This is a genomic window from Campylobacter concisus, from assembly GCF_002165775.1.
Lineage (GTDB): Bacteria > Campylobacterota > Campylobacteria > Campylobacterales > Campylobacteraceae > Campylobacter_A > Campylobacter_A concisus_E.
This window is the reverse complement of sequence record NZ_NDYP01000002.1, coordinates 167,066-191,604: the sequence shown is the minus strand read 5'-3', so window position 1 is coordinate 191,604 and position 24,539 is coordinate 167,066. Positions and strand designations below refer to the sequence as shown.

The 24,539-nt window shown below is 35.7% G+C and carries 25 protein-coding genes, 1 tRNA gene and 1 pseudogene; 5 read left to right on the top strand and 22 right to left on the bottom strand.

Annotated elements, in window-relative coordinates:
- Positions 1 to 11: 11 nt before the first annotated feature.
- From atpD to obgE, 13 genes are all read right to left on the bottom strand, one after another.
- On the bottom strand, positions 12 to 1,409 hold the full coding sequence (gene atpD, locus B9N66_RS01945) for a F0F1 ATP synthase subunit beta (RefSeq protein ID WP_087579664.1): 1,398 nt from the start codon (positions 1,407 to 1,409) through the stop codon (positions 12 to 14).
- 11 nt (positions 1,410 to 1,420) lie between these two features.
- A complete protein-coding gene (gene atpG, locus B9N66_RS01940; protein ID WP_087579663.1) occupies positions 1,421 to 2,308 on the bottom strand; it encodes an ATP synthase F1 subunit gamma in 888 nt (295 codons plus the stop codon).
- A 9-nt stretch (positions 2,309 to 2,317) separates the two neighbouring features.
- Complete coding sequence (gene atpA / locus B9N66_RS01935) at positions 2,318 to 3,835, bottom strand: F0F1 ATP synthase subunit alpha (RefSeq protein ID WP_087579662.1); 1,518 nt, start codon at positions 3,833 to 3,835, stop codon at positions 2,318 to 2,320.
- Between the two features lie 14 nt (positions 3,836 to 3,849).
- The gene (locus tag B9N66_RS01930; protein WP_002939419.1) at positions 3,850 to 4,380 is read right to left on the bottom strand and encodes a F0F1 ATP synthase subunit delta; all 531 of its coding nucleotides are present in this window, start codon (positions 4,378 to 4,380) and stop codon (positions 3,850 to 3,852) included.
- Complete coding sequence (locus B9N66_RS01925) at positions 4,380 to 4,892, bottom strand: F0F1 ATP synthase subunit B (RefSeq protein WP_012001332.1); 513 nt, start codon at positions 4,890 to 4,892, stop codon at positions 4,380 to 4,382. Before B9N66_RS01925 ends, B9N66_RS01930 begins: the two co-directional genes overlap by 1 nt.
- 9 nt (positions 4,893 to 4,901) lie before the next feature.
- Positions 4,902 to 5,324: a FoF1 ATP synthase subunit B' gene (locus B9N66_RS01920; RefSeq protein ID WP_087579661.1), complete on the bottom strand. Its 423-nt coding sequence runs from the start codon at positions 5,322 to 5,324 to the stop codon at positions 4,902 to 4,904.
- A gap of 95 nt (positions 5,325 to 5,419) precedes the next feature.
- The gene (locus B9N66_RS01915) at positions 5,420 to 6,280 is read right to left on the bottom strand and encodes a ParB/RepB/Spo0J family partition protein (protein ID WP_087579660.1); all 861 of its coding nucleotides are present in this window, start codon (positions 6,278 to 6,280) and stop codon (positions 5,420 to 5,422) included.
- 15 nt (positions 6,281 to 6,295) lie between these two features.
- Positions 6,296 to 7,078 (bottom strand): ParA family protein, encoded by a 783-nt coding sequence (locus B9N66_RS01910; RefSeq protein WP_021090449.1) that lies wholly within the window; start codon positions 7,076 to 7,078, stop codon positions 6,296 to 6,298.
- Positions 7,075 to 7,710: a biotin--[acetyl-CoA-carboxylase] ligase gene (locus B9N66_RS01905; protein ID WP_087579659.1), complete on the bottom strand. Its 636-nt coding sequence runs from the start codon at positions 7,708 to 7,710 to the stop codon at positions 7,075 to 7,077. Before B9N66_RS01905 ends, B9N66_RS01910 begins: the two co-directional genes overlap by 4 nt.
- A gap of 1 nt (position 7,711) precedes the next feature.
- Positions 7,712 to 8,500 carry a bifunctional hydroxymethylpyrimidine kinase/phosphomethylpyrimidine kinase gene (gene thiD, locus B9N66_RS01900; protein ID WP_087579658.1) on the bottom strand — a complete coding sequence of 263 codons (789 nt, stop codon included), beginning with the start codon at positions 8,498 to 8,500 and terminating at the stop codon, positions 7,712 to 7,714.
- Positions 8,501 to 8,525: 25 nt separating this feature from the next.
- Positions 8,526 to 9,431, bottom strand: a complete 906-nt coding sequence (fmt, locus tag B9N66_RS01895) for a methionyl-tRNA formyltransferase (RefSeq protein WP_087579657.1) — start codon at positions 9,429 to 9,431, stop codon at positions 8,526 to 8,528.
- Positions 9,432 to 9,447: 16 nt separating this feature from the next.
- Entirely contained in the window at positions 9,448 to 9,711 is a 264-nt protein-coding gene (locus tag B9N66_RS01890; protein ID WP_180382049.1) for a hypothetical protein, read from the bottom strand.
- Positions 9,712 to 9,829: 118 nt separating this feature from the next.
- Positions 9,830 to 10,888: a GTPase ObgE gene (gene obgE, locus B9N66_RS01885; RefSeq protein WP_087579655.1), complete on the bottom strand. Its 1,059-nt coding sequence runs from the start codon at positions 10,886 to 10,888 to the stop codon at positions 9,830 to 9,832.
- Positions 10,889 to 11,041: 153 nt separating this feature from the next.
- Here obgE and B9N66_RS01880 point away from each other — a divergent pair, with 153 nt between their 5' ends.
- Genes B9N66_RS01880 through B9N66_RS01865 form a run of 4 tightly spaced genes read left to right on the top strand, consistent with a single transcriptional unit; the run spans position 11,042 to position 15,607 of the window.
- Entirely contained in the window at positions 11,042 to 12,124 is a 1,083-nt protein-coding gene (locus tag B9N66_RS01880) for a glycosyltransferase family 4 protein (protein WP_087579654.1), read from the top strand.
- Complete coding sequence (locus B9N66_RS01875; RefSeq protein ID WP_087579653.1) at positions 12,121 to 13,245, top strand: glycosyltransferase; 1,125 nt, start codon at positions 12,121 to 12,123, stop codon at positions 13,243 to 13,245. Before B9N66_RS01880 ends, B9N66_RS01875 begins: the two co-directional genes overlap by 4 nt.
- The gene (locus B9N66_RS01870; RefSeq protein WP_087579652.1) at positions 13,229 to 14,497 is read left to right on the top strand and encodes a hypothetical protein; all 1,269 of its coding nucleotides are present in this window, start codon (positions 13,229 to 13,231) and stop codon (positions 14,495 to 14,497) included. Before B9N66_RS01875 ends, B9N66_RS01870 begins: the two co-directional genes overlap by 17 nt.
- 3 nt (positions 14,498 to 14,500) lie before the next feature.
- The gene (locus tag B9N66_RS01865; RefSeq protein ID WP_087579651.1) at positions 14,501 to 15,607 is read left to right on the top strand and encodes a glycosyltransferase; all 1,107 of its coding nucleotides are present in this window, start codon (positions 14,501 to 14,503) and stop codon (positions 15,605 to 15,607) included.
- A 45-nt stretch (positions 15,608 to 15,652) separates the two neighbouring features.
- On the opposite strand, the gene rpmA is transcribed toward B9N66_RS01865, so the two are convergent.
- From rpmA to B9N66_RS01850, 3 genes are all read right to left on the bottom strand, one after another.
- Positions 15,653 to 15,910, bottom strand: coding sequence for a 50S ribosomal protein L27 (gene rpmA / locus B9N66_RS01860; protein WP_002942569.1), 258 nt, complete (start codon positions 15,908 to 15,910; stop codon positions 15,653 to 15,655).
- An 11-nt stretch (positions 15,911 to 15,921) separates the two neighbouring features.
- A complete protein-coding gene (rplU, locus tag B9N66_RS01855; RefSeq protein ID WP_021090648.1) occupies positions 15,922 to 16,236 on the bottom strand; it encodes a 50S ribosomal protein L21 in 315 nt (104 codons plus the stop codon).
- A 107-nt stretch (positions 16,237 to 16,343) separates the two neighbouring features.
- On the bottom strand, positions 16,344 to 17,306 hold the full coding sequence (locus B9N66_RS01850) for a hypothetical protein (RefSeq protein WP_087579650.1): 963 nt from the start codon (positions 17,304 to 17,306) through the stop codon (positions 16,344 to 16,346).
- Between the two features lie 143 nt (positions 17,307 to 17,449).
- On the opposite strand from B9N66_RS01850, the gene flhB reads away from it, so the two are divergent.
- A complete protein-coding gene (flhB, locus tag B9N66_RS01845; protein ID WP_087579649.1) occupies positions 17,450 to 18,523 on the top strand; it encodes a flagellar biosynthesis protein FlhB in 1,074 nt (357 codons plus the stop codon).
- Positions 18,524 to 18,574: 51 nt separating this feature from the next.
- Here the strand turns inward: flhB and B9N66_RS01840 are convergent, their stop codons facing one another.
- The 6 genes and pseudogenes from B9N66_RS01840 to B9N66_RS01815 form a co-directional block, all read right to left on the bottom strand.
- Complete coding sequence (locus B9N66_RS01840; protein ID WP_054196208.1) at positions 18,575 to 20,242, bottom strand: anaerobic C4-dicarboxylate transporter; 1,668 nt, start codon at positions 20,240 to 20,242, stop codon at positions 18,575 to 18,577.
- A gap of 347 nt (positions 20,243 to 20,589) precedes the next feature.
- A tRNA-Phe gene (locus B9N66_RS01835) sits at positions 20,590 to 20,665 on the bottom strand.
- Between the two features lie 151 nt (positions 20,666 to 20,816).
- On the bottom strand, positions 20,817 to 21,917 hold the full coding sequence (gene exbD / locus B9N66_RS01830; protein WP_087579648.1) for a TonB system transport protein ExbD: 1,101 nt from the start codon (positions 21,915 to 21,917) through the stop codon (positions 20,817 to 20,819).
- Positions 21,904 to 22,331: pseudogene (exbB, locus tag B9N66_RS01825) on the bottom strand (TonB-system energizer ExbB). The gene exbD and the pseudogene exbB overlap by 14 nt, the downstream one beginning before the upstream one ends.
- A gap of 135 nt (positions 22,332 to 22,466) precedes the next feature.
- Positions 22,467 to 23,411 (bottom strand): lipopolysaccharide heptosyltransferase II, encoded by a 945-nt coding sequence (gene waaF / locus B9N66_RS01820; RefSeq protein ID WP_087579647.1) that lies wholly within the window; start codon positions 23,409 to 23,411, stop codon positions 22,467 to 22,469.
- A complete protein-coding gene (locus B9N66_RS01815; RefSeq protein ID WP_087579646.1) occupies positions 23,408 to 24,451 on the bottom strand; it encodes a glycosyltransferase family 4 protein in 1,044 nt (347 codons plus the stop codon). Before B9N66_RS01815 ends, waaF begins: the two co-directional genes overlap by 4 nt.
- Positions 24,452 to 24,539: the final 88 nt, after the last annotated feature.

Sequence of the window (24,539 nt, the reverse complement as noted above, 5' to 3'; positions counted from 1 at the left end):
CCTTTTTAAATTTAAGCCTTAAGTTTCTCAGCTTTAGCTAAAGCCTCATCTATATTTCCGACCATATAAAATGCTGCTTCAGGCAAATGATCATATTTACCTTCTAAAATTCCCTTAAAGCCAGCGATGTTTTCGTCAAGACTTACATATTTACCAGGGCTACCTGTAAATACTTCAGCAACGAAGAATGGCTGAGATAAAAATCTCTCTATCTTTCTTGCTCTATCAACAGTTAGCTTATCTTCTTCGCTAAGCTCGTCCATACCAAGGATAGCGATGATATCTTGAAGGTCTTTATATTTTTGAAGCACAGCTTGAACGCCGCGAGCTACCTTATAGTGATCTGCTCCTAAAATTTGAGGATCGAGCATTCTTGAAGTAGAATCAAGTGGGTCAACGGCTGGATAGATACCTTTTTCTGCAATAGATCTGTTAAGAACTGTTGTAGCATCAAGGTGAGCAAAAACGGTCGCAGGAGCTGGGTCTGTAAGGTCATCAGCTGGAACGTAAACAGCCTGAACAGAGGTAATCGAGCCTTTTTTGGTTGATGTGATCCTCTCTTGGAATTTACCCATCTCACTTGCAAGAGTTGGCTGGTAACCAACAGCTGATGGAATACGTCCAAGTAGAGCTGACATCTCTGCACCTGATTGAGAGAAACGGAAGATGTTATCGATAAACATCAAAACGTCAAGTCCCATCTCGTCGCGGAAATACTCAGCCATTGTAAGACCTGTTAGAGCGATACGGTTTCTTGCCCCTGGTGGCTCGTTCATTTGGCCGTAGCACAAGGCAACTTTATCCAAAACGTTACTCTCTTTCATTTCGTGATAAAGGTCGTTTCCTTCACGAGTTCTCTCACCAACGCCTGCAAATACAGAGTAACCGCTGTGTTTAAATGCAACGTTGTGGATAAGCTCCATAATAATAACCGTTTTACCAACGCCAGCACCACCAAATAGGCCTACTTTACCACCCTTTGCGTAAGGAGCTAGAAGGTCAACCACCTTGATACCAGTTTCAAAAATTTCACTTTTCGTACTTTGCTCTTCAAATGGAGGAGGATCGCGGTGGATAGACCAATGCTTATCAAAATTTATACTCTCGCCCTCGTCGATCAAATCGCCAACTACGTTAAAAATTCTACCCAAAACTTTTTCGCCAACTGGCACACTTATAGGTGCACCAAGCGCTTTAGCCTCTAAGCCACGAGTCAGACCCTCGCTCATATCCATAGCGATCGTTCTAACTCTATTATCACCTAGGTGAGCAGCAACTTCTAATATTAGTTTATGTTTCTTGCCCTCAACCTCAAAGAAAACTTCAATAGCTTCATTGATCTTCGGCAAGTAGTCATTAAAGTCAACATCGACCACAGGGCCCATAACTTGACTAATAACACCCTTCATTCATACTCCTTTTATTTCATTGATTCAACACCACTGATAATCTCGATAAGCTCAGTGGTAATAGACTCTTGTCTTGCTTTATTATAAGCAAGATTTAACTGTTTTACGCGCTCTTTAGCATTGTTTGTTGCATTATCCATAGCTTGCATTCTAGCACTGTGCTCAGCCGCCAAAGAATCAACCAAAGCATAATACATACTATACTCAAAATATTTATTGAGCAATTCATCCATAATCTTAGTATAGTTGTCTTCTGGCTCAAATTCCATCAAAGAATTTGTCTCAACCGCAACTATCTTAGACGGCTCAATAGGCACAATATCATTTACTCTAATCTCTTGAGAAATCATATTTTTATAGCCATTGTGTATTAGCACTACTTTATCTGTTATGCCGTTTGTAAAGTCATCAATGGCATCTTTTATGATCTTTTGAGCTTTTTCATAAGTAGGAGAAGAGCTAGCTCCGACATATGTCTCAAGTAGTTCAACACCTTGGAAATTGAAAAATTCTATACCTTTTTTACCAACAGCTCTTAGTCTAACTTTGATCTTTTTGGCTTTTAGCTCATTGATCATGTGCCTAACTGTCTTTATAGTCTGGACGTTAAAGCCACCGCAAAGCCCTTTATCAGCCGTCACAAATATAATATCAACCTTTTCTACACTCTTTGTTGTATTAAAAAATTTGCTCTCAGTCATAACTGAAGCGTATTGATTGATCTTATAAGCTATCTCTGATAAAACCTCATTGATCTTAAGTGCGTAAACTCTAGAATAGCGTGCAGCCTCTTCAGCTTTGCGAAGCTTTGCTGTTGAGACAAGCTTCATCGCACGCGTCGTCTTTTGAGTGTTCTGGACGCTCTTGATCTTTCGTTTTATATCTTTTAAATTTGACATATCTTAGCCCTAGTTAGCGGCAAAAGTCGCTTTAAAATCTTTCAACGCTTTATGTAAAATTTCTTCTACTTCTTTATCAAGAACCTTTTTAGTTCTGATCTGCTCAAAAATTTCAGGGTATTTTGCCTCGATATATGGATATAGCTCAGCTTCAAATTTTGTTACATTTGTAGTTGCAACGTCATCTAAATAGCCCTTAGCACCAGCAAATATAATAACTACTTGATTCTCAACTGGAAGCGGAGAATATGGAGGTTGTTTTAGTACTTCAACCATCTTTTGACCGCGCTCTAGTTGTTTTCTTGAGCTCTCGTCAAGATCGCTTGCAAACTGAGCAAATGCTTGTAGTTCGCGGTACTGAGCAAGGTCTAGTCTTAGTGTACCAGAAACTTGTTTAATAGCTTTGATCTGAGCTGCACCACCGACACGAGATACAGAAAGACCAACGTTGATCGCTGGGCGGATACCTGAGTTAAATAGGTCACTCTCAAGGAAAATTTGACCATCTGTAATAGAAATAACGTTTGTTGGAATATAAGCTGAAACGTCGCCCGCTTGTGTCTCGATAATAGGTAGAGCTGTCAAAGATCCAGCGCCTAGTGCGTCATTTAGCTTACTTGCTCTTTCTAGAAGTCTTGAGTGAAGGTAGAAAACGTCGCCTGGATAAGCTTCACGACCTGGTGGTCTTCTTAGGATCAAAGACATTTCACGGTAAGCAACCGCGTGTTTTGATAAGTCATCATAGATGATTAGCGCATGGCGAGAGTTGTCTCTAAAATATTCACCCATTGTTACGCCAGCATATGGAGCAAGGTATTGAAGCGCAGCTGCATCGCCAGCACCAGCATTTACAACTATCGTGTAGTCCATAGCACCGTACTCTTCAAGTTTTTTAACGACTTGAGCAACGGTTGATTGTTTTTGACCGATAGCTACGTAGATACAAATGACATCTTGACCTTTTTGGTTGATGATAGTATCTATCGCAACTGTTGTTTTACCAGTTTGGCGGTCGCCGATGATTAGCTCTCTTTGACCTCTGCCGATTGGCACAAGTGCGTCGATAGCTTTGATACCTGTTTGAAGTGGCTCATGAACGCTCTTTCTAGCCATTATACCTTTTGCTTTTTCTTCGACGAAGCGAGATTCAGTAGCTTCGATTGGTCCTTTTGCGTCGATTGGCTCACCAAGTGAATTTACAACACGGCCGATCAATGCGTCACCAACTGGAACACGTAGAAGTTTTTTAAGTCTTTTTACAGAGCTTCCTTCTGTAATGCCACTAGTTTTTCCAAGGATAACTATACCAACACTGCTCTCTTCAAGGTTAAGAGCCATACCCTTTTCGCCGCTTTCAAATTCAACCATCTCGCCAGCCATAACGTTTTTCAAACCATAAACGTTAGCAACGCCATCAGCGACTGAGATGACTTTACCAGTCTCTTCTACATCAACACTTAAATCAAAATTTTCAATACGCTCTTTGATTATCGTGCTAATTTCGTCAGCTTTAATTTTTGCACTCACGCTTTCACTCCTTTTTAAATTGCTTTTAATATATATTCACTCATTTGACTTTTTAGTCTGTCGATCGAGAAATTTACCTCGACACCTAAATCGTCTAACTCAACTTTTACACCGTTGTAATCGCTCTTTGAGCCATCAAGCTTGATCTTAGAGTTAAATTTCTTAGAGAAATTCTCTTCCAAAGCTTTTAGCTGCTCAGCGCTTAGATCAAAATTTCCAACAACCTCGCCACGATATGTATTTTCAAGCAAAGATTGCTCTATCTTCATCTCATCTAGTATCGCAGGTATAAGCTCTAGTCTTTTGTTTGCACCAAGAAGCTTTATAAAATTTGCAAATTTAGCATCTTGATTTTTAACCAAAGATAGTACAAATTCAACCTTTTGTGAAGCCTTTAATGTCGGCAAACTTATAATGCTTTTAAATTTATCGCTAGCAAAAGCAGCAGCTAGCTCTGATAAATTTTCAACAAATGCATTAAGTTCATTGGACTTTACGTCGCTTAAGATCGCCTTTACGTATTTTTTAGCTACTACTTCATTCATTAGCTAACCTTTTTAAGTATGATATTTACAAGCTCTTTTTGATCGACTTTTAGGCTATCACTTGAGAAAATGTCGCTCAAAATTTCATTTACAACGCCTTTTGTCATCTTGCGCTCTTCAAATTCTTTTTGCTCTTTGTAGCCTTTTTCGATATTTGCGATATCGTTTTGAGCCTCTTTTTTAACTTTAGCAGCTAAATTTACAGCCTCTTTTTTCGCAGTTTCGATTAGAGCATTTGCATTTTGCTTAGCCTCTTCTACACGCTTTAAAACGTCATCTTTTTTAGCTTTTGACTCACGAAGCTTCTCTTGGATACTCTCAAGCTTATTTGCGATCCTATCGATCCTGCTTTGATAAAGAGCTTTTAGTGGCTTAGCAGCAAAATAGACCAAAATGGCAAAGAAAAGTAAGAAGTTTAGCGTTCTCTCAACTATGTCGTAGTTTGTTCCACCATGCTCGCTAGCGTATGCTAGAAATGGAAGTGCTAGAAAAAATAAAATTTTTATCTTCATAAATTTCCTTTAAATTTTAGAGAGCTTGGCATTTAAAGCCGCTCTAAGTTCAGGTAGTTTAGCTGATAGATCTGCCTTTAAGTTATCTTTTTGAGAGCTTAGAGCATTTAAAAATTCATTGTAATCAGCCTCTAAACTAGTTTTTACAGCATTTACTTCTTTTAAAGACTCTTCTTTTGCCAAATTTAAGGCTTCTTGCCTTATTTTATTGGCCTCAGTCCTTGCGTTTAATATAATCTCTTCAATCTCTTTTTCATGAACGCTTAGATCACTTGCATTTTTGCTAGTACTCTCTTCATCATTTTTTATAGAAGCATTTCTGTCATCTATAAATTTGAGCATTGGCTTATACAGCAAGGAATTCAAAATAGCGATCAATACCAAGAAAACGATAGCCGTTAAAAGCATCAATGGCACATCTATTTCTAACATCCACTCTCCTTATTTTATCATTAAGTGTTATTTAATATTCAAATTAAAGTCTGATTTTACAATAAATTACTAAAAATAAAAATAAATTTGTAATTCTATTTTAGCCTAGAAATAAATTCTTCCACCTGTGAAATATTATTAAATTCTAAAACTAGATTGCCAGATTTTACTTTTGTCTTTATCTTTAAATTTTTAAAAATTTCTTGTAAATTTGATAATTTTTTGCTCATTTCCTCAGAAATTTTTGGCTTTTTGTCTTTTATCTCTTCCTTATTTTTTATCTTTTTTACTAAAATTTCTGTATCTCTAACGCTTAGCTTTTGACCGATGATCGTATCAACAACCATCTTTTCTTCTTCAGTACTAAGTCCTACTATAACTTTAGCATGGCCTTGCGTGAGCTTATCTTCTTGTAGAAGTTTTTGCGTGTAGTCGCTAAGAAGTAAAAGCCTCATAGTATTTGTTATCTGAGTTCTACTCTTATGGATGATGTTTGCTAGGCCATCTTGTGTGATCTTATACTCATTTATGAGCTCTTTATACGACTTTGCAAGTTCGATTGGATTTAAATTTTCACGTTGGATATTTTCGATAAGCGCAAGCTCTCTTAAATTTTGAGACTTGATATCAGCGATGATCGCCTTTATCTTGCTTGCTCCGAGCATCTTTGTGGCGCGGTATCTGCGCTCACCAGCTATTAACATATAGCCATCATCTTTTTTGATAACGATTATTGGCTGTATTAGTCCGTGCCTTTTGATGCTGGCACTTAGCTCTTTTAAGGCCTCTTCATCAAAATGTGTTCTTGGTTGGTATGGGTTTGGTAAAATTTCATCTATATTTATCTCTTCAACTATCTCAGAGTCGTTTAAATTTGCAATCTCTTTGCTGTAGGCCTGCTCTACATCTTCAAGTATCGCACTAAGTCCTCGCCCTAATCCACCTTTTTTAGCCATTTTTTTCCTTATTTTTTAGTTTAAAATACAATATGCCAAATTTTGATACGCGATCGAGCCTGGTGATTTTATATCATAAAGTATCACTGGCTTGCCAAAACTTGGGCTTTCAGCAAGTTTCACATTTCTTGGAACGACCACAAATTCCTCTTTGCTGTCCTTACTCTTAAAGAGCTTATTTTCAAAATGCTGCTTTAAATTTGCAATTGTCTCTTTTGAGAGATTATTTTGCGAACTAAACATAGTCGGTAAAAAGCCTTTTATATTTAGCTTTGGATTTATCGTTTTTTTAATAATCTTGACTGTATTTAGGATCTGCGCTAGCCCCTCAAGTGCATAAAATTCACATTGAATCGGGATGATAACACTATCACTTGCACTAAGAGCATTTATCGTAATGCTACCAAGTGCCGGAGGACTATCGATGATGATAAAATCATAGTCGTTTACAACTTCTGAAATTTTATTTTTAAGGATTAGTTTATAATCCTTATTTTGATCGTTAAATTCTTGCTCAATGCCGACAAGTCCTATATTTGACGGAGCTAAAAAAAGTGTTGGGATCTCAGTTTTTAATACGATTTGCGAGAGCTTTTTTCTATCTGTTAAGACGTGATAAATGTTAAACTCATAGTCACTTCTGCTAAAACCAAGTCCAGTTGTCGCATTTGCCTGTGGATCGATGTCTATTAATAATACTTTTTTTTCAGCAACCGCCAGTGATGCGGCTAAATTTACGGCTGTTGTAGTCTTGCCAACGCCGCCTTTTTGATTAGCTATTGTTATTATCTCGCTCATCTTAAAGAATATACCTTTTCCCCATTTAGTAAGATCGCTCCATCATCGCAAATTTCAGCATCCTGAAGCGAAACAGCTCTATTTGCAATATGCGTAATAAAACCTTTTGACTTGCAAAAGTCTATCCTAAATTTGCTAAAAATTGGCTTCCATAAAATCTTTTTATCAAGCATGCTAACAAAGCCCCAAACTAGCTCATCTACGCTAGTCTTTATGTCTAAAATGCCCGCATTTTCAGGCGCACTCGTTAAATTTATCCCCATTCCACAGATGTAAATTTCATCCACTTTATTTGTCAAAGTGCCGCCTATTTTGTGCTCGTCCACATAAAAGTCATTTGGCCATTTTAGCCAGCACTTTGAGCCAAGTTCGCTCAAGACTTCACGCATCAGCATAGAAAAATATATCGAGATCGAGGGCAGAGGTATATCGCTTGGCAGCTCATCTTCGCTTATGCAAAATGACATAAATAAATTTCCGCCAAGTCCCTCCCAGCTGTTGCCGCGGCTGCCGATGCCTTTGGTTTGATTATACGTCACAACCATATACGGAGCTTTTATCTCGCCGTTTTTTAGGGCCTCTATCAAAAATTCCTGCGTCGAAGGCAGACTTTGAAAAAACTCTACTTTCAAATCACACCTTAAATTTATAGAAGTGATTTACCGGATTTTGTCCACCGCCGATTATAACCGCGTTTTTGATAGCGTTAAAGATATAATCATGCGCATTTTTTACGCTCTCTTTTAGGCTTTGGCCATTTACTAAATTTGAAGCTATAGCGCTTGATAGCGAGCAGCCTGAGCCGTGTGTCGCAGTCGTTTTTATACGCTCATCGCTAAAAATTTCATATTCACTGCCATCATAAAATATATCAAGCGACTTGCCTTCTATCTCGCCACATTTTAGATAGACGCTTTTTGTGCCAAATTTCAAAAGATCCTTGCAAGCCTCTCTCAGCTCGCCCTCGCCCTTTAGCTCATGCTTTAAAATTTCACGCGCTTCAAAGATATTTGGCGTGATTACGCTCGCAAGTGGAAATAGCTCCTCCACGATCGCATCTTTTGCAGCGCCCTCTAGCCAGATGTCGCCATTTTTACAGCTCATTACAGGATCAAGCACGACTGGCGGTAAATTTTTGATCTCTCTTAATGTTTTTGCGACGCTTTTAATGATCTCAACGCTTGGGACAACGCCTATTTTTATCACATCAACTTTTATATCGTCAAATATCGCCTTAATCTGATCCTCGATGAGCTTTGGTTCAACTAGTTGCATGCCAAATATACCCTTTGTATTTTGAGCAGTGACCGCCGTAATCGCTCCCATCGCATATACACCGTGTGCTATAAAGACCTTTATATCAGCTAAAACTCCAGCTCCGCCGCTTGGATCAACACCTGCTATACTTAACGCATTTTTCATATTTTCTCCTATTAAATTTTGATTATTACTCTATCTTGTCGCCAACACTAAGACGCTTACCATTTATATATGCTTTTGCGTTTGTTGGCTTTTTACTTGGCTCTTGAAGCTCGTAAATTTTGACCGCCCCACCCTTGCAAGCAACCACAACGTGATCTTTTTCTACGCTTAAAATTTCTCCACTCTTGCCATTTTTTTCACTTAGCTCAAGCGATAAAATTTTTAGCCCGCTTGCCAGATAAATCCCCGGCCAAGGTGTAAGCGCACGAAATTTATTATAAATTTGCCCTGCTTCTTCATCAAAGCTAAAAAGCCCGTCGCTTTTACTTATTTTTTTGCAGTGCGTAGCTTGTGCATCATCTTGCTTTTGTGGTTTTAAATTTTCAAAATTTTTAAGCACTTTTACGATTAGCTCGCCGCCAAGCTCGCCTAGCTCACCAAAAAGCTCGCTTGACATCTTACTCTCGCAAGGTGTGTAGATGAAGTCTAGCATATCGCCAGTATCAAGACCAGCATCCATTAGCATAGCTGTGACGCCAGTTTGTTTCTCGCCTGCTAGGATCGCGCTTTGTATGGGGCTTGCGCCTCTATACTTTGGCAAGATCGAAGCGTGCAAATTTATGCAAGTTGCCACATCTAAAACGCTTTGGGGCAAAATTTTGCCATAAGCTGCTACTACAATAAATTTAGGCGCAAATGCCTTTAGCTTGTTAACTACCGCCTCATCTTTTAGCGTATTTGGCGTAAGGACTGGCACGCCTGCTAGCTCATTTTGTGCGTAAATTTTCACCTCGCTTGGGGTTAAAATTTGCTTTCTACCAACTGGCTTATCAGGCTGGGTAAAGACTGCTTTTATATTAAAGCCAGCCTCTTTTAGGTGCCTAAGTATCCTAACGGCATAATCAGGCGTCCCCATAAAAACTACATTCATCACTTTCCTTTAAATTTCAACGACTTTTATTTTGATCTGCTTTTTGACTGCTTGGCGGCCAAAAGACGCATGGATCTTCACGCCAGTCAATCTTTTGAAATATCAAACTTCCTAGCTCATTAATGCTAACTTTGCCACTACGATCAAGATCCAGTCTCTTAAATTCCTCACTAGTGCATAGATCTGGTGCTATTTTTAGTGCTGATGGCACTTTGCAGGACGTCCACTCATCTAAATTTAGCATGCCGTCACGATCTATGTCATTGTAATCCAAAAACATATACGCCGGATCCGCTGGATCACAGCTATATGCGCTAAAGTAAAATAGCATAATGCAAAAAAATTTCTTAATTTTATACTCTCAAATTTCTATGCCCAAAGCACTAAAAAGTTGCAACTCAAAGTTCCTTTTTTAGCAGCTCAAGCAGTGCAAATTTAAGCTCGTCGATGTTCTCATTTGTCGCTGATGAGATCGGTAAAACAAAGTATGGTTTTTTTGCGTCAAAGCTGTATAGGTCTTGTTTATAAACAAATTTACCATCTTGTCTTGGCCCTAAATTTATACTTTTCATAAATTCTTTTATATTTTCATCTAAATTTTCCGCTGCATCAACTCTGGTGATAGCGATCGCATAGTCCCTATTAGCAAGCACGCTTGAAAATTTAGCGACCTCCTCTTTTAGCACACTAAACTGCTCGCTCATGCTTCTGTAGTTTGCACTATCTATCATAAAAAGCAAAATTTTATTTCTCTCGATATGCTTTAGAAACTGCACGCCAAGGCCGCGTCCGTCGCTAGCCCCCTCTATGATACCAGGGATATCGGCCATGACAAAGCCGCTGTATTCGTCAACCTCGACGAGGCCGAGCTTTGGTGTAAGCGTGGTAAATTCGTAGTTTGCTATCTGTGGCTTAGCGTTTGAGACGGCTGAGATGAGGGTTGATTTGCCAACATTTGGAAAGCCAACAAGGCCCACGTCAGCAATGAGCTTTAGTTCAAGCCTTACTTCAATACTCTCTTCAGGCATACCTTTTTGTGCGTATTCTGGAGCTTGGTTGATAGAGCTTTTAAAGTGAAAATTTCCGAGTCCGCCTTTACCGCCCTTTAAAAATAGCGTCTTTTGACCCTCACTAACTATATCACAGAGTAGTTCATTTGTCTGTGCATCATAAACAGCTGTGCCAGGAGGGACTATGAGTTCTAAATTTTCGCCCTTTTTGCCAGTCATTCGCTTGCCCATGCCAGCTTCACCATTGCCAGCCTTCATGGCTCTTTTACCCTTATAGTTTGCTAAAGTATGGGTATTGTTGTCACAAACAAAATAAACATCTCCGCCATCTCCGCCATCTCCGCCATCAGGACCACCTAAAATGACGTGTTTTTCACGGCGAAAACTCACAGCTCCAGCTCCACCATGTCCCGAACTTAAAGTCAATCTTGCACTATCTATAAACATTTTTTACCTTAAATTTATCTATTTTTTTATTTTTAAATTTGGGCTGGATTATATCTTTTAAATAATTAAAATTTGTTTTTTATTAAATCTCATCAAGGTAAAAGCTGCTTTTATGATAGAATTAGCCCAAAAACTAATTCAAGGAATAAAATCTTGCAAATTCTACTTTACAATGTAACAACTGCATTAAAAATAGGTGGTGTTGAAACTTTTTATTATTCTGTGGCTAAAGAGCTTATGAAAGACCATAAAGTCACTATTTGTACTGGGCGAGGTAAATTTGTGCCAGCCTTTTTAAAAGAAAGCAATATTGAACTAAAAATGTTTGACTTTTGCCCAAGAGAGAAGGTTTTAAAACTAGGCAATAGGTTTAGGAAATTTGTTGAGAGAGTTAGTTTTTATTTTAATGCTAGAAAATTTTTGAAGTCTCAAAAATTTGATGTTTTAGTTATTCATAAACCATTTGATTTCTTTGTAGCATATCTACTTAAAAAATATGATAAAAATTTAAAGACTATATTTGTAAGTGGTGGAGAGGATTTTTATTTTTTTGATCGCTTTTTTGTTAAATTTATTGACAAAATCATTAGTGTGAGTGACGCAAATGCTGACATCTTACGAAAAAGATATGGCAGAGAGATAAAAGTGGTTTATAATGGTGTAGATAAAGAGAAGTTTTATTCAGATGCATCACTAAAAGAAAAAATAAGAGAAAAATTTGACGTAAATAGTGATGAAATTTTAATAGGAAGCGTTGGTAGAGTAGTTGGCTGGAAAGGCTTTGGCTTGATGGTGAAAAATATAGACAAGATCAAAAACGCTAAATTTATGCTTGTTGGCGATGGTGAAAATTTACAAAGTCTAAGAGAGCTAGCAACCAAACTTAATGTAAGCCAAAAGGTTATTTTTATCGGTGCTACCAGACATGATGAGTTAAATCAGTATTATAACGCCTGCGACGTCTATCTGCAGCCAAGCATTGGTCATGAGGCTTTTGGCATAACCGTAATTGAAGCCTTGTCCGCCAATAAACCTTGTGTAGTTAGTATAAATGGCGGCATGAAAGAAATAATAAAAGATGGAGTAAATGGGTATAAATTTAAAATTTCTGATGAAAGCGACATGATAGAAAAAATAAATTTAACGCTAGAAAATATAGAAAATTTAAGACCAAGAGAGAGCATAAAAGGCATGTACGAGTGGTCAAAATTTGCACAGGAACTGGTTGGGTTATGAAAAAAGTAGCTTATGTAAGTAATTTTTATGCCATACCCCCACTCAAGGGTGCCGCTGTTCAGACCTGGACAAATGAAGTAGCAAAGAGGCTTTGGTTTTATGAGCCTCATACTATTTGTATAGATGATGAATTTTTGCCATTAAAAGAATATAGGGATGGTGTTTATCACCATAGGATTCGCCTTTCAAAAATTTATAAAAGAATTTTTCAAAAGATATTAGGCTGGGACGTCTACTCTTACAATGACAGAGTTTTCAATGAGATAAAAAAAATAAATCCTGATATTGTGCATTTTCAAAACTATCATAATGGTGTAGAGAAGTTAGCAAAAAAGATAAAAACTTGGAATAAAGATATAAAAGTGATCCTTCACCTGCATAATTTTTATGATTTTAAAAATAAAAATTTTGATAAGCTTGATGCTGTTATAGCTTGTAGTGATTTTCTTATGAATAATTTTGAAGATCTACCTAATGCAAAAATTTATAAAGTTATAAAAAATGGTGTAGATATAGACAAATTTAAAAAAATAAATTTTAAAAAAGATAAAAAAATTATTATTGGTTTTGTGGGAAGAATAGTTAGTCAAAAAAATGTTGAATACATGATTGAACTAGCAAGAGAATTTAAAAATTTATCTGAGTACAATTTTAAAATAATAGGTGAAATAATTAAAAGAAAAGATAATTATGAATACTACAAAAGTCTTGTTAAAAAGATAAAAGAATACAACCTAAATAATATAGATTTTCTCGATAATATCTCACCAGATAAAGTTTACACTGCCTATAATAGCTTTGATTTTACTATTGTTCCTCTAAATGATAGAGAGCCATTTTGCATGGTTGGCATAGAGGCCATGAGCTGTGAGAGTTTTGTTATAGCAAGAGCAGGTGGCGGCAGTAAAGAGTATATGGTGGATGGTGAAAATTGTAAGCTTTTTGAGTTTGAAAATTTTGCTAAAGAAGTAAAAGAGTATATTTTAAATTTAAAAGAGTCAGATAAACTAAAAATCATTACAAATGCTAGAAAAATGTGTGAGGAGAATTTTTCTTGGGATAAGATCGCCGAGGATATACAAAAATTTTATAAAGGGGTGTTGAATGACACTTCAAAATAAATCAAATTTGATAACATTTTTAAAAAGTTCAATTCTATTTTTGTTGTCTCTTTTTTTAATAGGTCAATATAACGAACATATTACTGCTGTAAAGAATTTAGGTATATATTTGGCTCTATTTTCAACTATGATTCTTTTTATTATTAATACTAAAAATACATTAGAAAATATAAAAAATAATATAAAGAACAATAAAACTATATTGCTGCTTTTTATTTTACTAAATTTATATGTTTTCGGGATATCAATTTTTCCTTATGACACTACCCAAAATGCATTTCTTTCAGCATTTAGTGAATTTAAACGAGCTTTTGTATTTATTTTTATTATTCTCCTTTGGCATGATGGTAATTATAAAAATTCAAAATGGTTGTTTTTTGCCATGGTTATAGCTTTAAGTTTAGACAATTTACATTTTTTTGTAAAAGGAATAGAAGAAGGAACGCTTTTAAATTTAAGAAATGCAAAAAATCAATTGATTCAACCTATCGATAGATTTTATTCAAGTTTCTTTGATAGTTTATTCATTTTTTCTTTGATATCACTATTTTTTATAAAAAATAATTTTTATAAATTTTTTATTACTATTTTTAATATCATTATTAGCTTAATTTTTATTTTGCTTACAGGAGCAAGAGGCTCATGGCTTGCACTTGTTCTAAGTTTAGTAGTGATATTAGTCCTAATATTTAAAAATGAAAAAATTAATCTTATAAATAAAAAATCTATGATATTTTGCCTATTTTTATTTGCTGCCTATGCTTGCGTCTACTATAACTCCACGCTTTTACAATTTAAGATTTCACAAGGATTTTATACTTCTGGTAGAGGAGATATTTTAATAAAAAGATTACCGCTTCTTTTTAGCTCTGATAGAGCTTACATAGGCATAGGTTTTGGCGGTAAGCAATATACTAAATTTTTAAATGATAAAAATATTAACAATGAGGATCTTGGTCCAACTGGCATAGAAAATGATGGCACCAAACATCCATATCATGATGAGCCTGTATTTATTGGTCAGTATTATCATTATGGTGTAGTAGGTACTGCTCTTTTTATTGTACTTGTTTTTTATATACTTTTTGTCTCTTTTAAAAGGTATTTGTCAAACAACAAATTTTATATAGCAATATTTGGAAGCATACTTTTCACTTATATATTTAGGGGATTATTTGAAACTATGTACTTTACTCATCTTTATGTAATGCTTGGTCTTTTTATAGTGTTTTTATGCAAGAACAAGGAGTGATTCATGAAACTATTTTACATATATCCAGAACAAATTCCGCAAGGTAATGCAAGAGAGATAGCAATACTAAATACATTTTTTGAGCTTAGTAATATGTGCGATGCTAAACTGGTCTTACCGCAGTCTCCTTTAAATTTAAATGAGGTAAATGAGAAATTCGCTTTAAAGCTAAAAGCTAATGACATATTGTTTGTAAGAAAAAGGATTCTATTTTTAAAAAGTAATAAAATTTTTAATTTTTTTCTAAAAAAGATAATAAATAACTATTCAAATAAAGACGCAATATTTTATACGAGACATTTAAAGATAGCTAAATTTTTACTAGAAAATAAAATATCCAATCAAAAGGTTGTATTTGAAGTGCATGAGTGTTTTACCTTGGGCAACAAAGCACTTTATAATATGGAAAAAGAGATACTAAAAGATGCTGATTTTATCTTTTCGCACAATATCAGCACATTAAATGAACTTAGAAAATTTTTTGACTTACAAATAACAAATTCGGCAGTTGTCTATAATGGTTGCAAACAAGATTATGTTTTTAAGAAAAAAGATTTTGATTTTTCAAGTATAAACTATTATGGCTCATTCTTGTTATGGAAAGGTCTTGATCTGATGCTGGATTTTGCTTTAAAAACCAGGATAAAACTCGAGCTGTATGGTAAGAATAGTGGAAATAGTTTTATAAATTTAAAAAATACTCTTAAAGAAAGAAAGATCGAATGTCTGGTATGTTTTAAAGGGATGTTACCTCAAAAAGAAGTTGTAAAAAGTCTCATTAAAAACAATACAATTTTGATAATACCTAGTGTAAAAAGTGCTTATTCTCTTTATAGCACTCCGCTAAAGCTTTTTGAGTATATGGCAAACTCAAACGTTGTCTTAGCTCCAAATTTTCCACCAGTTGCCGAGATAGTAAAAGATGGCAAAAATGGTTTTTTGTACGAAGCAGGAGATAAAAAAAGTCTAGAAGAAAAATTTAACTATATAAAGACGTTAAGTAATGATGAGCTAAATAAAATTTCAAAAAATGCTTATGAGAATATGAGCGAAAATACTTGGAAAAATAGAGCTAGAAAAATAATCAAAGAATTAGAAAAGATAAATTAAATTTTTGAGTGGATTTAAAAGAAAAAGGGGCGATTGCCCCTGGTATTATGCAGCTGGATAAACAGATACTTTTTTTCTGTTTTTATCAAGTCTTTCAAATTTTACAAAGCCATCGACTAATGCAAAAATAGTGTGATCTTTGCCAAGACCTACGTTATTTCCAGCGTGAGTTGCTGTTCCTCTTTGGCGGATGATTATGTTTCCAGCACGAACGAACTCACCACCAAATTTTTTAACACCTAATCGGCGTCCGATACTATCACGGTTATTTTGGGTTGAACCCTGACCTTTTTTGTGTGCCATATCTTATCTCCTTAAGCTGCAATACTTACGACTTTTACACGTGTAAATTGTCTTCTAAAGCCGCGTTTTAGTTTTGAGTCTTTACGTCTGCGTTTTTTGTAGATAACTACTTTTTTGTCTTTGCCTTCATTAACGACCTCAAGAACAACTTTTGCACCCTTAACAAATGGCGCACCTACCTTTACTTCGCCGTCATTTACAGCTAAAACTTCTGTAATCTCAACGGTTGATTTAGCTTCAGCACTAAAGTGATCTAGCTTAAGGTACTCACCCTCGCTAACACGATATTGCTTGCCGCCATGCTTAAATATAGCGTATTTTGACATACTCTACCTTTCTAAAATTTGGTAAGACCAAAAAGCACTTTTTTGCAAAAGATTTATGGAGCTTTGTTGGTTGTAAGGTGTGAATATTAGCCAAAAGTTTATAAATTCTACTTTAATGCCCCTGATCTTATGATCTCGTCAGCTAAATTTCTTATCATAGATGTATGATCTAATAAAAATGTTTTGTCACTTGGCAAATGTGGCTGATATATCAGTGTTTTGGCTACTGGTGCGCTTAAGATCACATTTATCAGTTCAAGCTCAGGCGGAAAAACAAAATAAAGTTTTGGCTTAGGAATTTCATTTTGAAAGAGCCTTTGTGCGTAAAATTTACTGAAATTTTCATTTTTTGGTAGCTTTATCTCTTTAAAGAGTTCAAGCGGTAAAAAGTAGCGTGCCAAAGCATGAAGTCCGTGTGCAAAAATGTAAAGTCGTTTTTCAAATTTGGGCGCATCTGTCCTGCCAAAAGTGGAGCAAAATTTCTGCAAATGCTCGCTCATGGCAGCCGTATCTTTTTCATGCAAGGCTAGCACAAATTTAACCGCTTCTCTTTCGTTTGCTGGTTTTTTAGACTCTGCAAAGGTGCGAGCCTTTTCTAGAGCAGGGGTGAGTAAATTTTCATCTTGCCAAAGCATCGCCGTGAGCAGATCGTGCATGACGCATAGAAATTTATAGCCGTTTTTGCTGGGTGGCAGGCCTTTTGGAAAGATCCTTGCCATACTATCTGTATCACCACAAGCGATAGCAAAAAATGCAGGGATCAGCTTCTCGCACTGATCATATCCACCGCTGCATCCTGGGAGTAAATTTAGCTTAGCGTATTGAAAAATGAGATTATTTAATGCCTCGTCGTCGCCATCAGCTAGGCACTTTTCAAGGCAAAAATCGTAACGCCTAGCTCTTGAAAAAGATAGCGAGCGTATGAGCTTAAATAAAAAGTCGTAATCGTTTAAATTTTTCTCTTTTATCTCGGCGTAAATGCTTGCGTACTCGTCTAAAAGTAGCTCTTCATCGCTTTTTGGTGGTTTTTTGGCTTTGAAAATGTTAAATAAGCCTTCTAAAAATGACATTTTGCGTCTCCTTATTTTTGCTAATTTTAGCCAAAAACGCCTAAAATGGCTTAGTTTTTTGGCTCACAAAAAGTTAAATTTAGCGGATATTTTAACCGCATTTTGGCTATAATCGCCCAAATTTAAGCAACCCTAGGAAAAAGATGGCAGGCGAAGACCAAGAAAAAACTGAAGAACCCACCTCCAAAAAGATAGAAGACTCCCGTAATGACGGCAACGTTCCCAAAAGTCAAGACCTATCAGGCTTCGTGACCCTAGTTATTGCTATTGGCATACTACTTGCGATGCTAAATTTTATGAAAGAACAGATCATCTCACTTTATATCTACTACTCAAAATTTATCGGTCAGCCACTTACCTTGCCAACTGTAAAAATGATTGTCGTAAATACCTTTGCAAGGTCGCTTCTTATGATACTTCCAGTTTGTATCTGTGTGGCAATCGCTGGTGTCATCGCAAATGTAATGCAGTTTGGATTTATCTTTACTACAAAGCCTATAATGCCAAATTTTGGCAAGATAAACCCGCTAAAAGGGCTAAAAAATTTATTCTCGATGAAAAAAGTGATAGATAGCATCAAAATCGTGCTAAAAGTTAGCATCGTCTTTGGAGTTGGATTTTATTTTTTCTTGCAGTTTATAAAGGAGCTGCCACACACGCTCTTTTTTTCTATGTTTGATCAGCTTGCTTGGCTAAAAGAAAAGCTCATCATTCTTGTTAGCGTCATGCTTTTTATCCTTTTTGTGATCGGACTTATTGACCTTCTTATCGTGCGTTTTCAATACTTTAAAGACCTTCGTATGAGCAAGCAAGAGATAAAAGATGAGTATAAGCAAATGGAAGGAGATCCGCAGGTAAAAGGCAGAATTCGTCAAGCCCAAATGCGTGCAGCCAAGCGTCGAATGATGCAAAATATCCCACAAGCTGACGTAGTCATCACAAACCCTACTCACTACGCCGTGGCGATAAGATATGATAAAAGTCGTGACGAGGCGCCGATAATACTTGCAAAAGGTGTTGATTTTTTAGCACTGCAAATAAAAAAAATAGCCGTTGAAAATGGTGTGCAAATTTATGAAAATCCACCACTCGCAAGAGAGCTTTATAAAATTTGTGAAGTCGATGATACGATACCAGCACATCTTTTTAGAGCCGTAGCTGAGGTGCTAAGCTTCGTTTATATGAGCAATAAACAAAAATTTAAAGATAAGCTTTGATAAATTCTACTCTTGCCACTAGAAATTACTAGCAGCAAGAGAATTTATCTATTATAGATATCCAAAAGCAGTTGCAAAAATATAGCCAAATATACAAGAGGATATAACGCCAATAAGACCCGGAATGATAAAGCTATGATTGATAACAAATTTACCAATATGTGTCGTACCGCTTCTATCAAACTGAATAGCTGCAAGGTCGCTTGGATATGTTGGTAGGATGTAGTATCCGTAGCAAGCTGGTGCAAAGGCTAGAATGATAGCAGGATTAACATCGATATTTAAAGCTAATGGCACAAATGCAACCAAGGCTGCAGCTTGAGAATTTACAAATTTTGAGATAATCAAGAGCATAACCGCATAAGTCCAAGGGTGCTCTTTTACGATGCTTCCTAGCGCCTCTTTCATCATCGGAGTATGCACTGCAAACATAGTCTCAGCCATCCAAGAGATACCAAATACTGCAACAAGAGCGATCATACCTGATCTAAATATCTCGTTTTTACCGATCTTACTAGCATCTGTTGGTGTAAAGATTAAAATGATAGCGCCAGTTAAAAGCATGAAAATTTGGATGACATGAACCATGCTTAAGCTCTTTGAAGATGCTTGTTTGTTGCTTATATTAATGTAAGCACCTTGAAATTCTTCTTTTGCGCCTTTTTCATTTATATATGTTACTGCACCATCAGCTGTGCGAGTAAGAGTTTGATTTGCATCTTTGCCGATGATTTTGACTGATTGAGCTTTTTGGTTAGCATTTAGCTTATCGTTTGCTACTTTTAGCTCAGCCGCCTCTGTTTGGATGCTAGCATCTTTTATTTTTAAGGTTTTTAAGACTTTTTGTTCAGTCGGGAGGTTGGCTATTACTTGAACGACTGTTGCATCTTTGTAAGTGGTCCAGCTTGGACGAAGATCTTTAAAATATCCAAGAAGCGCAACTACAAGAATAGAGCCTAAAAATATCCACATTGCAGCCCATTGATAGCCAGGAAGCTTTTTGCCTAAAAGTGTCGCACTATCGCCATAAACATATTTTTTAAACTCAGGATCTTGAAGCTTTGCTTGAAATACTTCGTCTTTATCAAGATCTTTGCCTCTAAACCAGCTAAAAATTCCTACCACCAAAACGCCACAAAATGTTGATGGAATTGTAATCTTTAAAAGATCTAAATACCCATCAAAGCCAGCTAGGTGAGTTTTAGCATTAATAAGAAAGCTTGTAAGAGTTACAACAGCAACTGAAACTGGACTTGCTATGATGCCCATTTGTGAAGCTATTGAGCTTGCTGCCATTGGTCGCTCTGGGCGGATACCATTTTTGATAGCAATATCATAAACGATAGGAAGCACAGTATAAACAACGTGTCCAGTACCGCATAAAATAGTAAGCGTACATGTTACAAAAGGAGCCAAGATACTTACATATTTTGGATTTTTTCTAAGTATAGTTTCTGCTATTTGAAGCATAACATCAAGACCACCACTAGCTTGAAGCGTAGCACTTGCCACAACAACAGCAAGGATAGTTAGCATAACATCAATTGCTGGCTTACCAGGCTCGATATTAAATCCAAAAACAAGAACTATAAGACCGATACCGCCTAGCATACCAAGTGCGATACCGCCTTTTTTAGCTCCGTAGAACAAACAGATAAGGACGATGAGAAGCTGGATAGCAAACTGCATGCCTTCACTTAAATTCATGAGAAAATCCATGAAACCTCCTAAGTTAATATAAATTTAATCAAGATTATATCTCTTATGAATTTAGATTAAACTTATATTTTAAGGACAACTTGATATAAACATAATGTTTTGATTAAAAAAGCTTATTTAGAATAAATTTTTATAAGATTATCTCTTACAAATTTTTATTTGATCTTGAAGATTTTATTTGTCTTAGAATATATAAAATGAAAATAGCATTGTTATATTCTAAATTTATTAATAATAAAAATTTATTTAAATTTTATAAATAACCTAGAAAAATAGCATAAAAGCCTTGTAAATACGAAATTTAATAAAACCAAGAGAAAAATGATTGATGTTTAAGGAAAGGTTAATGGTGGTTAGAGGCAGAATCGAACTGCCGACACGCAGATTTTCAGTCTGCTGCTCTACCGACTGAGCTATCCAACCACCCGTTAAAGAAAGTCAGATTATACATGTTTAATATTTAAAGCAAGTTTAAAATACACACTTTTTTAAATAAAATAAGTTATGTTTTTCTATTTTGACTTGAAATATAAAAGAAATTCTAATAAATTACGAGCTTAAATAAGCTTGTAATTTATTTTAATGTATATGAAATAGGAAAGCGCAGATAACGATCTTGTTTAGGCTTTGGAAACTCAGAACTTGCTCTTTGAATATTTTCTAAAGCACCATTATCAAGCGACTCAAAACCAGAGCTTTTACTAACTTTAAGTTCATCTATGCTGCCGTCTTGCTTAAGTAAAAACCTAACTTCTACAACTCCTTGATGTTTCATACGTCTAGCATTATTTGGGTAACTCTTATGCCTCTTAACTGCGATTATAACCTTCGTAAAATCTTCATCACCTTGCGAATTTGATAAATTTAGCTCAGGTGTTACATTTTGAACTGGAGCTGCAGCGATAGACTTGTTATTGGCTGGCAAATTTGTATTTACACTAGCTGGCGGTACAATAGGCTGCACTGGCTGAGCAATTACCGGTTCAGGCTTGGGCTCTATTTTTTTCTCTTTTTTAGGCTCTACCTTTTTTATTTCACGCTTTGGTTTCTCCACCTTTTTAGGTTCAGGTTTTGGTTCCGGCTTTGGCTCAGGTTTTGGTGGCTCTGGTATAAGCATTTGCTCCGCTATTTGAGGTGCTGAGACTTGTGGCACTGGAGTAAATGAATTAAGAGCTATTTTTATCGGTTTTTGCTCACCTATTTTTATCTCATCAAAATTATGTGAAAGCAAAAAATATACTGCTGCTCCATGCACTACAAGCGAAACAGCTAAGCCGCTGTAATTTGAAATTTTATTCAGAGATTGTTTGGATTGCAAAATTTCGTGGCCCTTCTCTTTTAATATATCAATTACTTTGACAAAGCTATCAAATTTCGAATTTTTATCGCTTTTTAGTTCGATCAATGTCTTTATATCAACCGCATTTAGCTTATCTTTGAGTTCGTTCTCAGAAATTTCTACATCATCTATAAAAAATTTATTATCCTTATCAATTACTACGCTTACCTTTTTATCGTCTTCTTTACTTTGCTCGGCACTGTTTGCACTTGGAAGATCAATAGCTATCTTGCCTTGAGCAATAAAAGTCGAAATACTAAGCACGATGGCGAGTAAAACAAGCATAATATCAATAAATGGGACAATATTTAACCCATCTTTTTTATTTAGACGCATTTTCAGCCTTGTATCTATTTAGCATTACATCTACTTTTCTGACAAAACCATTGTAAATCATCAAAGTTGGTATCGCCACAAGTAGTCCAAAAGCAGTTGCCTTTAGCGCAAGAGAGAGTCCGACCATTATGCTTTTAGTATCGATTCCGCCTACCATACCCATATCATAAAATGTGATCATAATGCCAGCAACTGTACCAAGAAGTCCTACATATGGTGCATTTGAGTAGATAATGTAAAGCACGGTTAAATTTTTGGTTAGTGCTTCTTCAAGCGATTCTATACTTTTATAGCCTTTTATATCAACGCGCGAATAAAAAATGATACGCTCAATCGTATACCAAAGTACAAAAAAACTCATAATGCCAAAATTGCAATAATTACATGATCAATGTGATGTTTAATTAGCTCCATAATACCTTCTTAGTAAAAATTTTTGCGTGGTTATAGCTATATTGATAACCAATGTCAAATGCTTGGTAAAAATGCGATCAAATAAAAACTAAAATTTTTAATTATGTATGTATATATTTAATTATGTTTAGAATTTCAAAAATTTAATTTTTTTCTTAGTAGCTCTATTTCAGCAATAACCATTTTTGGCGTAAGCTCCTTCATACAGGCATGTGTTTTTATAGGGCACACCCGCTTCATACATGGCATACACTCTAAATTTAAATGCACTATCTTTGCACTCTCATCTTGCCATGGGCTAGTCTCTTTAAATTTAGTCGGTCCAAAAAGAGCCACAAGCGGCACTTTATAGGCAGCTGCGATATGCATAGGACCACTATCGTTTGTCAAAAAGATGCCATTTTTTATAGAACCTATAACCTCACAAAGCTCTTTTATGCTTGTTTTTCCAGCCAAATTTTCACATTTCATACCATTTCGTAAGAGTATTTGCTCGATTTCATTGCAGATCTCAAGCTCGGCTTTTGAGCCAGTGATCTTTACATCAAATTCATTTTTAAAATGCAGTGCAACCTCTGCAAAATAGTGCGGATACCACCTTTTGGCGCTTCCGTAGCTAGCACCTGGATTTAGCACGAGGAGCTTTTGCTCGCTTTTTTTAGCTTCATAATAAATTTTTAGTTCGTTTGAAATTTCTTTTAAATTTAGGCTTTGCTTTATGAAATTTAGATATTTCTGCACCTGATGCAAGCTCTCGCTACTCTTTTTAAAGCAAAATTTTTGCGTTGCTTTTAGAAAAAAAAGCAAAAATTTACTAGCAAATGAGCTTCTAAAACTAATAGCAATATCAAATTTTCCAAGCTTGTGAGCTGTTTTTATAAGACTTAGATATCTTGAGTTTTGCTTTTTACTATCGTCAATGACTACTTTTTCGCACTTTGGATGTGATTTGTAAAGCTCACAGGCCACATAAGAGCCAAAAAATACAATATTTTTAGCATTTTTGCTTAAATTTTCTATCGCCCCGCTCGCCATCACAGCATCTCCAAGCCAAGTTGGAAGCTCTATAAAAACTCTCACTTTTGCTCCAAATTTAGCACTTCGTTTATGATTTCAAGAGTTTTGCTTGCATTTTCTTCTATACTAAATTTTTGCGAAAGTAAAAATGACTTCTCTTGCAGCTCTCTCATCATGTCATTATCATTAAGCACCTGCTCCACTAGCTCCAGTATACTTTCATCATTTGGTTCACGCATAACAAAACGATTTTCTAAAATTTCAGCTGCCCCATTTTGAGCCGTTGTAAAGACAATATTTTTAAAGCTAAGTGCCTCTAAAACGACATTTGAAAATGGCTCATAGTGTGTTGGAAATATAAAAATATCGCTTGCTTCATAAAATTTTGCAGTCATTTTTTGCTCACCTGTAAAAAATGCCTTTATTTTTAGCTTTTTTGCTAGCTTCTTATATGAATTTAAATTTTTATCTTTGCCTACTATTAGTGCATTTACTGGCGTTTTTAGCTTTGAGACAAGAAGTAAAAAGTCTTTTGCTCCTTTTCTTTTAAAGCCATTTCCGACAAAAAGCACAATTGGTAAATTGTAATCGAGTCCAAATTCTTCACATACGCTAAGTTTTGCTTCTCCTTTTTCTACTTTTTGTGGCAAATTTATACCGTTGTAAATGGTAACGATTTTTGACTCATCGACACCGTAAGCTGAAATAATTTGCTCTTTTATGTAGTTTGAATTTGCGATTATCTTTTTAGAATTTTTAAAGCAACGTTTTTCTAGATATGGATAGACAAAATTTAGAGGATTAACCCACCAAAATGGCTTTGTGGCACGATAAATTTTATGCACACCGTCCCCTGCTCTATAAATATCTGCGCAGCTCACTCGCTCCAAGCTAAAATATACCTCATTGCTTTGTTTCTGGCGTTTTACCTGTGAGTTAAATCTCAAAGCCTTTTTCCATGACGAGATCCTAGCCTCTCCTAGATATGAGCGTATAGATGTGTCTATACCTACGTCTTTTAGGGCTTTAGTAAGCCTTCTTAAATAGCGTTCGGCACCACCGACTGCATTTGGATTGATACGTAAAAAAACTATTTTTTTCATGACCTCAAAGCTTTTTGTTTTTGTGATTTTTTATTTGCAATGTCCGCCATAATATCAAAAATTTTTATAAATCAGCCTATTTTTTGCC